The 13,648-nt window shown below is 40.9% G+C and carries 15 protein-coding genes; 9 read left to right on the top strand and 6 right to left on the bottom strand.

Annotated features, from left to right (window positions below; all coding sequences use genetic code 11):
• Positions 1-59: 59 nt before the first annotated feature.
• From CJ239_RS03420 to galE, 5 genes are all read right to left on the bottom strand, one after another.
• Positions 60-1,031, bottom strand: a complete 972-nt coding sequence (locus CJ239_RS03420) for a siderophore ABC transporter substrate-binding protein (protein WP_102210565.1) — start codon at positions 1,029-1,031, stop codon at positions 60-62.
• Positions 1,032-1,126: 95 nt separating this feature from the next.
• On the bottom strand, positions 1,127-1,879 hold the full coding sequence (locus CJ239_RS03415) for an ABC transporter ATP-binding protein (RefSeq protein ID WP_102210564.1): 753 nt from the start codon (positions 1,877-1,879) through the stop codon (positions 1,127-1,129).
• The gene (locus CJ239_RS03410) at positions 1,876-2,832 is read right to left on the bottom strand and encodes an iron chelate uptake ABC transporter family permease subunit (RefSeq protein ID WP_102210563.1); all 957 of its coding nucleotides are present in this window, start codon (positions 2,830-2,832) and stop codon (positions 1,876-1,878) included. The genes CJ239_RS03415 and CJ239_RS03410 overlap by 4 nt, the downstream gene beginning before the upstream one ends.
• Entirely contained in the window at positions 2,822-3,781 is a 960-nt protein-coding gene (locus CJ239_RS03405) for an ABC transporter permease (protein ID WP_180958201.1), read from the bottom strand. The genes CJ239_RS03410 and CJ239_RS03405 overlap by 11 nt, the downstream gene beginning before the upstream one ends.
• 143 nt (positions 3,782-3,924) lie before the next feature.
• Complete coding sequence (gene galE / locus CJ239_RS03400; RefSeq protein ID WP_102210561.1) at positions 3,925-4,923, bottom strand: UDP-glucose 4-epimerase GalE; 999 nt, start codon at positions 4,921-4,923, stop codon at positions 3,925-3,927.
• Positions 4,924-5,203: 280 nt separating this feature from the next.
• Here galE and pepA point away from each other — a divergent pair, with 280 nt between their 5' ends.
• Together pepA and CJ239_RS03390 are read left to right on the top strand one after the other, a co-directional pair.
• Positions 5,204-6,268, top strand: a complete 1,065-nt coding sequence (gene pepA, locus CJ239_RS03395) for a glutamyl aminopeptidase (RefSeq protein WP_102210560.1) — start codon at positions 5,204-5,206, stop codon at positions 6,266-6,268.
• A 19-nt stretch (positions 6,269-6,287) separates the two neighbouring features.
• Positions 6,288-6,584 (top strand): bacteriocin immunity protein, encoded by a 297-nt coding sequence (locus CJ239_RS03390; protein WP_102210559.1) that lies wholly within the window; start codon positions 6,288-6,290, stop codon positions 6,582-6,584.
• Between the two features lie 202 nt (positions 6,585-6,786).
• Here CJ239_RS03390 and CJ239_RS03385 read toward each other — a convergent pair whose 3' ends face one another.
• Positions 6,787-8,418 carry a Na/Pi cotransporter family protein gene (locus tag CJ239_RS03385; protein ID WP_102210558.1) on the bottom strand — a complete coding sequence of 544 codons (1,632 nt, stop codon included), beginning with the start codon at positions 8,416-8,418 and terminating at the stop codon, positions 6,787-6,789.
• A gap of 239 nt (positions 8,419-8,657) precedes the next feature.
• Here CJ239_RS03385 and pgk point away from each other — a divergent pair, with 239 nt between their 5' ends.
• The 7 genes from pgk to CJ239_RS03355 all read left to right on the top strand — a co-directional run bounded on the left by pgk (position 8,658) and on the right by CJ239_RS03355 (position 13,636).
• The gene (gene pgk / locus CJ239_RS03380; protein WP_001096743.1) at positions 8,658-9,854 is read left to right on the top strand and encodes a phosphoglycerate kinase; all 1,197 of its coding nucleotides are present in this window, start codon (positions 8,658-8,660) and stop codon (positions 9,852-9,854) included.
• A gap of 131 nt (positions 9,855-9,985) precedes the next feature.
• Positions 9,986-10,147, top strand: a complete 162-nt coding sequence (locus CJ239_RS11680; protein WP_173229513.1) for a hypothetical protein — start codon at positions 9,986-9,988, stop codon at positions 10,145-10,147.
• A gap of 135 nt (positions 10,148-10,282) precedes the next feature.
• Positions 10,283-10,810, top strand: coding sequence for an aromatic acid exporter family protein (locus CJ239_RS03375; protein ID WP_000119911.1), 528 nt, complete (start codon positions 10,283-10,285; stop codon positions 10,808-10,810).
• 76 nt (positions 10,811-10,886) lie between these two features.
• Positions 10,887-11,243, top strand: a complete 357-nt coding sequence (gene glnR / locus CJ239_RS03370) for a transcriptional repressor GlnR (RefSeq protein WP_000659548.1) — start codon at positions 10,887-10,889, stop codon at positions 11,241-11,243.
• Between the two features lie 36 nt (positions 11,244-11,279).
• Positions 11,280-12,626: a type I glutamate--ammonia ligase gene (gene glnA, locus CJ239_RS03365; protein WP_102210557.1), complete on the top strand. Its 1,347-nt coding sequence runs from the start codon at positions 11,280-11,282 to the stop codon at positions 12,624-12,626.
• 114 nt (positions 12,627-12,740) lie between these two features.
• Complete coding sequence (locus tag CJ239_RS03360; RefSeq protein ID WP_102210556.1) at positions 12,741-13,061, top strand: PadR family transcriptional regulator; 321 nt, start codon at positions 12,741-12,743, stop codon at positions 13,059-13,061.
• Positions 13,061-13,636 (top strand): DUF2812 domain-containing protein, encoded by a 576-nt coding sequence (locus CJ239_RS03355; protein ID WP_102210555.1) that lies wholly within the window; start codon positions 13,061-13,063, stop codon positions 13,634-13,636. The genes CJ239_RS03360 and CJ239_RS03355 overlap by 1 nt, the downstream gene beginning before the upstream one ends.
• Positions 13,637-13,648 lie beyond the last annotated feature (12 nt).

Here is a 13,648-nt window from a genome sequence, read left to right as displayed (position 1 = left end):
GGCAAGGCGACGTTGACGTGGTTTGAAGAGATTTTCGAAGAGTATGAGTTTGAAGTTGCTTATTTCAAGCCTTTTTGTGCGTCTTCAATCATGAGTTTTGTTGATTCAAGTCCGCCTCCGCTTAGATACCAGAGGTCTGGTGTTAGTTGGATAATCTTACCATTTTTAGCAGCAGGAGTTTCAGCGATAAGGGCATTTTCTAGGACACCGTCGTTGCTAGAGTTGTCCCCACCGATGGCAAGGGTACGGTTGATGACAAAGATGATGTCAGGATTGATTTCTTTGACACTTTCAAAGCTGACTTCTTGTCCGTGGCGAGAATCTTCAAATTGAGTATCAGTTGGCTTGAATTTCAAGGTTTGATACAAGAAAGAAAAACGAGATTGGGCACCAAAGGCTGCCATTTTTCCTTCATTAAGGAGGATGGCAAGAGCTTTTTTGTCAGAGCTTTCATTCTTAGTAGCGACTTCTTGAATGCTCTTGTCTAGCTTGACTAATTCTTCCTTGGATTTCTGTGTACCAGTTTCACCAAAGGCGCTTGCTAAGGATTCTATATTAGCCTTGGTAGAAGTCCAGTAGTCGTCCTTGCTTGCTTGGAAGAGAACTGTTGGGGCGATTTCTTTGAATTTGTCTACGAATTTTTGTGTACGTATGGAAGCAATAATCAAATCAGGCTCAAGGGCGGCGATAGCTTCTAAATCAGGTTCTTTCATAGAACCAACATTTTTAACTTTTCCAGCTAGGTCTTTGAGATAGGTTGGTACTGTTTTTGTAGGCATTCCAACGATATTTTTTTCAAATCCTAGAGCACGAATAGTATCCGCAGCACCAAGATCAAAGGTCACAATTTTTTCAGGAACTTTTGAAAGTTTGACTTCGTCTAGTGAACTTTTAATGATTATCTCTGTTGGAGCAGAGTTGCTTGTTTCCGACTGACTAGTGCTTGAGTTTGTATTTGTACTGCATGCACCAAGTAGAAGCAAGAAGCTGGCCACTAGGGCAGTGAAATAAAGTTTAAGGGATGTTTTCATGATTTCTCCTTTTTAAAATGTGATAACGATTTAGGGAGTCTCTTGGTCTTATTGACTAAGAGACTGAAGGTTCTCTAACTTGAACTTCTATGTTACTAGCTATAGATACAGATCTTTTTGCCATTGATATCAGCTAGCGTGATGGAAATCTCATAGAGTTGACTGAGCAGGTCAGCCTGCATGATTTGATCTGTTCTTCCCTTGCTAAAGACTTGACCGTCCTTGAAGGCGACAATCTCATCTGCATACTGACTGGCCATGTTGATATCGTGGAGGACGATGATAATGGTCTTTCCGAGTTCCTCCACCAGTCTCCGAAGGATCTGCATCATGCTAACGCTTTGCTTGATATCAAGATTGTTGAGCGGTTCGTCTAGTAAGATAAAGTCCGTATCCTGGGCCAGTACCATAGCGATAAAGACGCGCTGGAGTTGTCCCCCAGACAGGCTATCGATGTAGCGGTCTTTTAAGTTGGTCAGTTCCAAATAGTCCAGGGTTTCTCGAATTTTCTCCCAGTCTTCTGGTCTCAGTCGACCTCGGCTGTAGGGAAAACGTCCAAAACTGACCAGTTCTTCAACAGTCAATTTGGCTTGGTAATTGATTTTCTGTTTTAGGATGGTTAGTTCTTGGGCCAGTTCTTGCGAATTCCAACTTTCGATTTCACGTCCTTTGATACTAAGAATTCCTTGATCTTTCTTGGTCAGTCTGCTCATGATGGAGAGGAGAGTCGATTTTCCAGCACCATTTGGACCAATGAAGGCTGTCAGTTTCTGAGGACTGACTTCAAGCGTAATACCTTGCAAAATATCCTGTTTTTGAATGGATTTGTCAATGTTTTCCAGTTTCACCGACGCGCCCTCCTATAAAGTAAGATAAAGAATAAGAAGCCACCCACACTCTCGATGATCATACTGATGCGAATTTCCAGAGCAAATACTCGTTCAATCAGGGCTTGCCCCAAGGTCAAACTGATAAATCCAACCAGAATGGCCACGATAAAGAGCAACTTGTGCCGATAGTCTTTGACGATTAGGTAGGTGAGATTGGCCAGCATAAAGCCGAAGAAGGCCATAGGCCCTACCAAGGCAGTGGCAGTTGAGGTCAAAAGCACGATGCCCCAGAGGAGTTCTCTCTGTTCTTTTTCAACATCGAGTCCCAATATCTGAGCCGTTTCTCTTTGTAGGTGCAAGACATCCAGAATGACTGCTTTCCGAAAGAAAAAGATGGTCAAAGCAAGGATAATCAGAGAACCAATGGCTAGGATGGAAGTGTTGAGATGCTGAAAGGAGGCAAAGAGACTGTTCTGCAGTTTATCGTATTCATTTGGATCCATCAGGACCTGAAGGAAGGTACTGATATTTCGAAAGAGACTTCCGAGGGCTAGACAGATCAGCAGGATAAAGACCAGGTCTTGCTTCATCAGTGTCTTCAAGTAGCCTTGTAAGGCGAGAAAGAAGAGGGATTGGACGAGAAGTAAGATTAGGAATTCTAAAATAGGAGACTTACCAAGCTGAAGAAGCTTGCTTTCAAAAACCAGTAGTAGAGTTTGCAGTAGGACGTAGAAGGATTGGATTCCTAAAATACTAGGTGTTAGGAAGCGATTTTCTGTTAGGGTTTGAAAACTAATGGTTGAAATCCCAGTCGCGATAGCTACCAAGAGATAAACGACGATTTTTTGGGAACGCAACTTCCAAGCAAAGGCAGACAGATGGGTGATGGGCCAAAAGTAGAGGAGACAAGCTCCGATGGCAAGAATAATGAGAATCCAGAAGAGCTTGGTATGTTTGCTTTTAGACTGCATCTTTTCGTCCCCCTCTCCAAAGAAGTAGGATAAAGACGAGGCTGCCGATGATTCCTAGTAGAAGACTGACAGACAGCTCATAGGGCCGAATCAGAACTCGGGATAGGATGTCGCAGGCCAGAACTAGATTGGCACCGACCAGTGCGACCATGAGTTTGGTCTGACTTAGATTATCTCCATAGCGCTTGCGAACAAGATTGGGAACAATAACTCCGAGAAATGGTAAGCCACCCACGGTAATCATGGTGACACTTGTCGTTAGCGCCACCAGAAAGAGAGCTAGTTTTTCAAGTAAGGAGTAGGAAATCCCCAAACTTTCACTGGTTTCTTTTCCTAGATTCATGATGGTAAAGGTTTGGGATAATTTCCAAACGGCTATTAGGATAATGAGGCCTAAGAAGAGCCACTCATACTGATGGGTCTGAATCATGGAGAAGGACCCCTGGGTCCAAGCAGTCATACTCTGAACCAGATTGAACCGATAGGCGATAACTTCTGTCACAGAACCGATAATCCCACTATAAATAATCCCAATTAGAGGTAACATCCACCTTTCCTTTACAGTAAAAATGGTCATAAAGGCTAGGAAGAAGAAGGTAAATAAGATGGATGAAACAAAAGCAAAGACCATCTTTTGGGTCAGACTAGCCGATGGAAAGACAAAGAGGCTCAATACCATTCCTAGTTTGGCGGCTTCAGTAGTCCCAACTGTACTCGGTGCAGCAAACTGATTTTGGGTAATAGTCTGCATGAGAAGTCCTGCCATACTCATGCTAGATGCAGTCAGGAGAATGCTGATGGTTCTTGGGAGACGTGATTCTTGAAAGAGAAGCCAGGTCTGCTGGTCGAAATCAAAGAGCTTTCCCCATGAAAAATCACTGGTTCCAATGCTAATAGAGAGAAAGACTAGGAGTAGAAGTAAGCCAATTAAATAATGAGAAAGTTTCATACCCTGCCCTTTCATGTAGATTTGGTATTGAAAGATACCTGCAGATATAAATGTAACACGATTTTTCTAATCTGTCAATAAATTTTCTGATAATTTAATGAATGAAACAAGGAGAGAGCAACAAGACTTTCTCCTTTGTTATCCTATTCTAAAATGTTTTTACCTTCTTTAACCCGCCAATGATAATCCGATAAAATAATATCTTCAAGAGAGTAACTAGCCTTCCAATCAAGATATTGTTTAGCTTTTGATGCGTCTGCTAGGACGCTAGCTGGGTCCCCAGCACGGCGAGCAACAATTTTGTGCGGTATTTTTTGATTCAGTAATTCTTCAGCAGTTTTAAAGATTTCTTTGACGGTATAGCCTTTTTCAGTTCCTAAGTTAAAGATTTGAGAAGAACTGTTTTCTTGAAATAGGTAGTTCATTCCTTTAACATGAGCCTGTGCAAGATCCAAGACATGAATGTAATCTCGAATACATGAACCGTCACGTGTATCGTAGTCATCTCCAAATATTTTTAGGCTATCATTTTGTCCCAATGCAGTCTTGTTGATGTTAGGAATGATGTGAGTTGGATTTTTCACTCGCAGACCGTTTGAAGCATCCATTTCAGCCCCAGCAACATTAAAGTAACGGAAAATAACATATTTCCAATCGTAGCGATTGGCCATCCAGTAAATCATTCGTTCACCCATCAGTTTTGTCTCTGCATAAGGGTTGACAGGGTCGAGCAGGGTATCTTCAGTTGCTGGCTTGTCAATACAGTTATTACCATAGAGAGAAGCAGTCGAAGAGAACATGATTTTTTGAATGCCAACTTCAGATAAGACTTTGAGAACTTGGTTCATACCAGCAACATTGGCAGTGAAGTATTTACTTGGGTTTTCAATACTTTCGCTCACAACAATTTCACCTGCACAATGTAGAACAGCGTCAACCTTGTTTTCTTCCAAGTAAGTTTTTAAAGCACTAGCATCATAAACATCCAGTTGTTTAAAGCTAGCACGACTATCCACAGCCGAACGATTTCCTGTAGAGAGATTATCGAGGACATGCACCTGGTAGCCAGCATTTAAAAGAGCTTTAACGGTATGGGAGCCAATGTAGCCAGCTCCACCTGTAACAAGAATTGTTTTGGTCATGATTTTTTCCTTTTCCTATTTTTGTCCTATTTTAAAGAAAGAAGAAGGGAAAGTCAACTATTTTCTGTAAAACATATGAAAAAATCTGAACAATTTTGGCATAGGATTGTTTTTTTGTTTGGAATTAATGTTTACGTTGATGTTGAAATGCTCATATAGAAGAGAATACTATCCTTTTCTAAGATAGAGCAGGACTAAGATACTAACTTAGAAATCCACCTTCCCGCTATCCTTCTCCTATAAAAAGTGGTAAAATGGATGAAAGAAGGAAGGAATTGGAATGACAACATTATTTTCAAAAATCAAAGAAGTAACAGAACTTGCTGCAATCTCGGGTCACGAAGCCCCTGTTCGTGCCTATCTTCGTGAAAAGTTGACACCGCACGTGGATGAAGTCGTAACAGATGGCTTGGGTGGTATTTTTGGTATCAAACATTCAGACGCTGCGGATGCACCGCGCGTCTTGGTCGCTTCTCATATGGATGAAGTTGGTTTTATGGTTAGCGAAATCAAGCCAGACGGTACCTTCCGTGTGGTTGAAATCGGTGGTTGGAATCCTATGGTGGTCAGCAGCCAACGTTTCAAACTCTTGACTCGTGATGGTCGTGAAATACCAGTGATTTCGGGTTCTGTTCCGCCACATTTGACACGTGGAACAGGTGGACCAACCATGCCAGCTATTTCAGATATTATTTTTGATGGTGGGTTTGCGGATAAGGCTGAGGCAGAAAGCTTTGGCATCCGTCCTGGTGACACCATTGTTCCAGATAGTTCTGCAATCTTGACAGCAAATGAAAAAAATATCATCTCAAAAGCTTGGGACAACCGCTACGGAGTCCTCATGGTAAGCGAGCTGGCAGAAGCCTTGTCAGGTCAAAAACTCGGAAATGAACTCTATCTTGGCTCGAACGTCCAAGAAGAGGTTGGTCTTCGTGGTGCTCATACATCTACAACCAAGTTTGATCCAGAAGTCTTCCTAGCAGTTGATTGCTCACCAGCAGGTGATGTCTACGGTGGCCAAGGCAAGATTGGGGATGGAACCTTGATTCGCTTCTACGATCCAGGTCACTTACTCCTCCCAGGGATGAAGGATTTCCTTTTGACAACAGCTGAAGAAGCTGGTATCAAGTACCAATACTACTGTGGCAAAGGCGGAACAGACGCTGGCGCAGCCCATCTGAAAAATGGTGGTGTCCCATCTACAACAATTGGTGTTTGCGCTCGTTATATCCATTCTCACCAAACCCTCTATGCGATGGATGACTTCCTAGAAGCTCAAGCTTTCTTACAAGCCTTGGTGAAGAAATTGGATCGTTCAACGGTTGACTTGATTAAAAATTATTAAACTTAAGGAGGTGGTAGGGATGGTAGAACCAAACCTAGAAAGCCTTGTAAAAGATCTTTACAATCATGCTCGACATGATTTGAGTGAAGATTTAGTTGCTGCTCTCCTAGAGACTGCAAAAAAACTGCCTACTACAAATGAGCAATTGTTGGCAGTTCGTCTCTCAGGCCTGGTCAATCATGAATTGCTCCTAAATCCCAAACATCCAGCACCTGAGTTGCTCAACTTGGCTCGTTTTATCAAAAGAGAAGAAGCAAAGTACAGAGGAACTGCAACTTCTGCGCTTATGTACGGAGAGCTCTTTAAAATGCTTTGATTCCATTGTGAATCAAAGCATTTTTTTATATGGCAGAAAAGCTATTCTTGATTAGGAGAAGAAAAAAGCCATCCTATTTAGGATAGCTTCTTGGTACTTATACTCAATGAAAATCAAAGAGCAAACTAGGAAACTAGCCGCAGGCTGTACTTGAGTACGGCAAGGCGACGTTGACGTGGTTTGAAGAGATTTTCGAAGAGTATTAGATTTGTTCAGCAATGACCTTTTCAGCTAAATTCATAGCGTGGTCAGACACTCGAGTGTAGTGGGAAATGATGTCGATAAAGTTGACCCCAGCTTGTGTTGAACACTCGCCCTTGTTAAGGCGTTTGATATGGGTCTTTCTGAGAACACGCTCTATATTGTTGATTTCTTTATGGCGTTCAATCAGACTTTGAGCTTTTTCAATATCATTGTTTTCTACACTATCAAGGGCATCCTTGATAAAGCCAGTGGTCTTTTGATAGATATCAGCCAATTCCTGCAAAGCAGCTTCAGAGAACTCAACATTTTTACGTTGAAGGTAGTCAGTCAGATTGATTAGGGCTTCTGCGTGGTCCCCAATCCGTTCCAAATCACGGGATGAATCCAGGATGTTGGTCAGCACTTCACTTTCTTTCTGGCTAAGAGCCTCGCTTGAAAGAGTAATCAGGTAACGAGTCAATTTTTCATCAATGGTATTGATGGCTTCTTCTGTCTTGTGGCCTTTTTCAGCAACCTTTTCATTAAGGTCAATGATGTAGTTGTAAGAAAGGTCAAAGGCTTTAGAAGCATAATTTCCTAAGTGTAGGAGTTCTTTTTTCGCGTTTCCGAGAGCGATTGATGGAGCTTGTTTAATCAAATGCTCATCAAGGTAAAGCGGCTCGTACTTCACAACTTCATCTTCACCAGGGATGAGCTTAGTTACAAAGAAAGCCAAGGCTCCGATGAAGGGAAATTGTACGATGGTGTTACTTACGTTAAAGGCACCGTGAGAGAAGGCAATAGTCATCTCAGGTGATAGGTGAAGGAGTGCTTGGAAGTACTCAATCATAGCAGTGAAGGGGCCTAAGAAGATTAAGCAAAGAATAGTTCCTAAAACGTTAAAGGTAACGTGGGTCGCAGCAACGCGTTTCGCCGAGACATTGGCTCCAGCTGCCGCGATGATAACGGTTAAAGTTGTCCCGATATTATCTCCGAAGAGAACTGGTAGAGAACCATTAAGGTCAAGGAATCCACCTGCATAGAGACCTTGCAAAATCCCGATTGTTGCAGAAGAAGCTTGGATGAGAACGGTAATCACTGCTCCAGCAAAAACTCCTAAAATAGGATTTTGTCCCAAGGTTACCATATATTCCTTGAATTGTGGTAAATCTTTAAGAGGACTCATACCAGCACTGATGAGGTTGAGGGCGTAGAAGATTCCCCCTACACCAAACAGGATGCGCCCGATATTGTTTGCTGTTCTGTTTTTTGTAAAGAAGAGGAACATGGTTCCAAGGAAAATTAGGGGTAAAGCATACTCGCCAAGCTTGAAACCGATGATAAAGGAAGTAACAGTGGTTCCGATGTTGGCTCCCATGATAATTCCGATAGCCTGTCTAAGAGTGAGAAGACTAGCGCTGACCAGTCCAACAGTGATAACTGTAACCCCTGTACTTGACTGAATCAGGGCAGTTACGACAATCCCGACTAGAACACCTAAAAAGGGATTGCTGGTGTACTTGTCAATGTAAAAACGAAGGCGATCTCCAGCAGCTTGTTGCAAACCGTCTCCCATGGTCTTGATACTATACAAGAATAGTCCCAGACCACCTAAAAAGTGAAATAAAATTTCCTGCCAATTAATGGACATTTCTTTTTCCTCCGAAAAATAATAACGGAATTTCTCCTATTCTATTTTAAAGGATAAAAGTAAATCTAACAAGTGTTAAGCTAAGATTTTAGAAAGAAAATTCGTTAGGAAAATAAAAAATAATACACTATAATATGACATGAAGATTAAATATCGAAAAATCTTGTGAAATCTTTCCTTATATTTCCAAAGTGTGATATAATAGTTTCGAATAAAATAAATAAAGGGGTTTTTGTAACATGGCAAAACTTACTGTTAAAGACGTTGACTTGAAAGGTAAAAAAGTCCTCGTTCGTGTTGACTTCAACGTACCATTGAAAGATGGCGTAATCACTAACGACAACCGTATCACAGCAGCTCTTCCAACTATTAAGTACATCATCGAACAAGGTGGACGTGCAATTCTTTTCTCTCACCTTGGACGTGTGAAAGAAGAAGCTGATAAAGCTGGTAAATCACTTGCTCCTGTAGCAGCAGACTTGGCAGCAAAACTTGGTCAAGATGTTGTTTTCCCAGGTGTAACTCGTGGTGCTGAATTGGAAGCAGCAATCAACGCTCTTGAAGATGGACAAGTTCTTTTGGTTGAAAACACTCGTTACGAAGATGTTGACGGCAAAAAAGAATCTAAAAACGATCCTGAACTTGGTAAATACTGGGCATCACTTGGAGATGGTATCTTCGTAAACGATGCATTCGGTACAGCTCACCGTGCACACGCATCTAACGTTGGTATCTCAGCAAACGTTGAAAAAGCAGTTGCTGGTTTCCTTCTTGAAAACGAAATTGCTTACATCCAAGAAGCAGTTGAAACTCCAGAACGTCCATTCGTTGCTATCCTTGGTGGTTCAAAAGTTTCAGACAAGATTGGTGTTATCGAAAACTTGCTTGAAAAAGCTGATAAAGTCCTTATCGGTGGTGGTATGACTTACACATTCTACAAAGCACAAGGTATCGAAATCGGTAACTCACTTGTAGAAGAAGACAAATTGGATGTTGCGAAAGCTCTTCTTGAAAAAGCAAATGGTAAATTGATCTTGCCAGTTGACTCAAAAGAAGCTAACGCATTTGCTGGTTACACTGAAGTGCGTGACACTGAAGGTGAAGCAGTTTCTGAAGGCTTCCTTGGTCTTGACATCGGTCCAAAATCTATCGCTAAATTTGATGAAGCTTTGACTGGTGCCAAAACAGTTGTATGGAACGGACCTATGGGTGTATTTGAAAACCCAGATTTCCAAGCTGGTACAATCGGTGTGATGGATGCTATCGTGAAACAACCAGGTGTTAAATCAATCATCGGTGGTGGTGACTCAGCTGCTGCAGCGATTAACCTTGGACGTGCAGATAAGTTCTCATGGATCTCTACTGGTGGAGGCGCTTCAATGGAACTTCTTGAAGGTAAAGTATTGCCAGGTTTGGCTGCACTTACAGAAAAATAATTTCAGCCCGTTAGTCTCTACAAAATCCTGATTTTGTAGAAAAAGGAACAAAACTGAAACGTTAACAAAAAGGTGGCTATGTCACCTTTTTGTGTTAGTGTAGGTATTTGTGACGCGGTGGTGGGGCATCAATGGAGCTTCTTGAAGGTAATACTCTTCGAAAATCTCTTCAAACCACGTCAACGTCGCCTTGCCGTACTCAAGTACAGCCTGCGGCTAGTTTTCTAGTTTGCTCTTTGATTTTCATCGAGTATAAAGTTCTTCCAGGACTTGCAGCCTTGACAGAAAAATAAGATTAACTAAATGAATCAAAGAAGAGAGGGATGAAAGTTCCTCTTTTCTTTTGCTTAAAATAAAAACGCTTCCTCTCAACTATTGCTCATAAAAATCACTAATTTATGATAAAATGGAAATAGAAAGTTGAGATTATGAGTTATTTTAAAAAATATAAATTCGATAAATCCCAGTTCAAACTTGGTATGCGAACCTTTAAAACAGGTATTGCTGTTTTTCTAGTTCTCTTGATTTTTGGCTTTTTTGGCTGGAAAGGTCTTCAAATCGGAGCTTTGACAGCTGTTTTTAGCTTGAGGGAGAGTTTTGATAAGAGTGTTCATTTTGGGACTTCGCGTATTCTAGGCAATAGTATCGGTGGCTTCTATGCTCTGGTCTTCTTCCTATTAAATGGCTTTTTCCATGAAGCTTTTTGGGTAACTTTAGTAGTTGTTCCAATCTGTACCATGTTAACCATTATGACAAATGTAGCCATGAATAACAAAGCAGGTGTTATTGGCGGTGTAGCAGCTATGTTAATCATTACCCTATCGATTCCGAGCGGTGAAACGATTTTGTACGTGTTTGCGCGTGTATCGGAAACTTTTATGGGAGTTTTTGTCGCAATTCTGGTAAATTACGATATTGACCGCATTCGTCTCTTTTTAGAAAAAAAAGAAAAATAATGTTACATTTTATAACATTATCAATTGACGTTTGTCTTTTTTTAGACTATAATAGACAGAAAGAAGGAAATTGTAAATGAAGGAAAAAGAATTTCGCCGAAATATGGCTGTTTTTCCTATTGGCAGTGTTATGAAGTTGACCGACCTATCAGCACGTCAGATTCGTTATTATGAAGATCAAGAGTTGATTAAACCTGATCGAAACGAAGGAAACCGTCGCATGTATTCCTTGAATGACATGGATCGTCTGCTTGAAATCAAAGATTATATCTCTGAAGGTTATAATATCGCTGCCATTAAGAAAAAATATGCTGAACGTGAAGCGAAATCCAAGAAAGCGGTGAGTCAGACTGAGGTGCGTCGTGCACTTCACAATGAACTCCTCCAGCAGGGGCGCTTTGCTTCAGTACGGTCACCTTTTGGTCGCGGTTAGGCAACCGCAAGTAGTCATACATTAAGGAGAAAACTCATGCCAATCACAGCTGCAGATATTCGTCGGGAAGTCAAGGAAAAAAATGTTACCTTTATTCGTCTTATGTTCTCAGATATTTTGGGGACGATGAAGAACGTCGAAATTCCTGCTACAGATGAACAGTTAGATAAAGTCTTGTCAAACAAGGCTATGTTTGATGGATCTTCTATCGAAGGTTTTGTACGTATCAATGAATCAGATATGTACTTGCATCCTGACTTGGATACATGGACAGTCTTCCCTTGGGGAGATGAAAACGGAAGTGTTGCAGGTTTGATCTGTGATGTCTATACAACAGAAGGTGAACCATTTGCAGGTGACCCTCGTGGTAATTTGAAACGTGCTCTCCGTCACATGGAAGAAGTAGGATTCAAATCCTTCAACCTTGGACCAGAGCCAGAATTCTTCCTATTTAAATTGGATGAAAATGGAGACCCAACACTTGAAGTGAATGACAAGGGTGGCTACTTTGATTTGGCGCCTACTGACCTTGCGGACAATACACGTCGTGAGATTGTCAATGTCTTGACCAAAATGGGATTTGAAGTAGAAGCGAGTCACCATGAGGTTGCGGTTGGACAACATGAGATTGACTTTAAGTACGATGAAGTTCTCCGTGCTTGTGATAAGATTCAAATCTTTAAACTTGTTGTTAAAACCATTGCTCGCAAACATGGTCTTTATGCAACCTTTATGGCAAAACCAAAATTTGGTATTGCTGGATCAGGTATGCACTGTAATATGTCCTTGTTTGATGCAGAAGGAAATAATGCCTTCTTTGATCCAAATGATCCAAAAGGAATGCAGTTGTCAGAAACGGCTTATCATTTCCTTGGTGGTTTGATCAAGCATGCCTATAACTATACTGCTATCATGAACCCAACAGTTAACTCATACAAACGTTTGGTTCCGGGTTATGAAGCTCCTGTTTACATTGCTTGGGCTGGTCGTAACCGTTCGCCACTTGTGCGCGTACCTGCTTCACGCGGTATGGGAACTCGTCTTGAGTTGCGTTCAGTGGATCCAATGGCGAACCCTTATATCGCTATGGCGGTTCTTTTGGAGGTTGGTTTGCATGGTATTGAAAACAAAATCGAAGCACCAGCTCCTATCGAAGAAAATATCTACATCATGACAGCAGAAGAGCGTAAGGAAGCTGGTATTACAGACCTTCCATCAACTCTTCACAACGCTTTGAAAGCTCTGACTGAAGATGAAGTTGTCAGAGCAGCTCTTGGAGAACATATCTATACTAGTTTCCTTGAAGCTAAACGAATTGAATGGTCAAGTTATGCAACTTTCGTTTCACAATGGGAAATTGATAACTATTTAGATCTTTACTAATATAGAAGAAAGATTGCCTGAGGGCGGTCTTTTTTTCTTGCTTTTTATATCGAGGTGTGATATATTTTATATAACGAAGTGCGATATATCGAACTGAATAGGAGGTGCTTATAAATGGAATTAACGGATAAGATTCGTCGAGTTTATCTTCCGATGACGGAAACGGGTTTTTATATCTTGTTCTGTCTGCAAAAGGAAGGTCATGGTTATAGTATTACGCAAAAGGTCAAGGAGATGACAGATTCACAAGTTTCGATTAGTCCTGGAACTATGTATGGAACCTTGTCAAAGATGGAAAAGGATGGTTTGATTTCCTTTGTCCGCGAAGAGGAAAAACGGAAAATCTATCAGATGACAGACTTGGGACGAAAAGTTTTGGAGATTGAATTGAAGCGTATTGAACGCCTCTACAGAAATAGTCGGGAAGAAGTATGATGGAAAAGAAAATTGTTTATCGAATTTTTACAATTGCGGATTATGAGAGAGAGGCTCTATACTTTAGAGAAATGCATGCTAAGGGCTGGAAACTTAGGAAAGTAAGCTATTCTATCTTATTGTTTGCAGTTAAGTATACCTTTGAAAAATGTCACCCTGAGCAAGTGTCTTATCAGTTGGATTTTTACCCAATGGAAAAATCAGAGAGAGCCTCCTATTTACAACTATTTAAAGACTGTGGTTGGGAGCATATTACAGACTTTAATAGTTTTTCCTATTTTAGAAAAGCACATTCTGAAATTGAATCGAATGCAGAATTTGAAATCTATAATGACGCTGCTGGGAAGTTGACTATGGTTAATCGCATTTTAAGACTGCGATTAGTACCTGTTTTATTTTTGCTAGCCATACATATACCATTCTTACTTAAATTGCTCAATAGAAGTAATGCGTATGGTCTATGGAGTTTACTTGCGGTTGGGCTAGATATTTTCTTGTCTTTAATCCTTTTGTTAATAGTTGCCTATATTAGCTGGAAGTTATGGCATAAAAAGAAGGAATTATCAGATTTATGATAGGGTAAGTAT

Source organism: Streptococcus sp. UMB0029, assembly GCF_002871495.1.
Classification (GTDB): Bacteria; Bacillota; Bacilli; order Lactobacillales; family Streptococcaceae; genus Streptococcus.
This window is presented reverse-complemented; position numbering and strand designations above follow the sequence as displayed.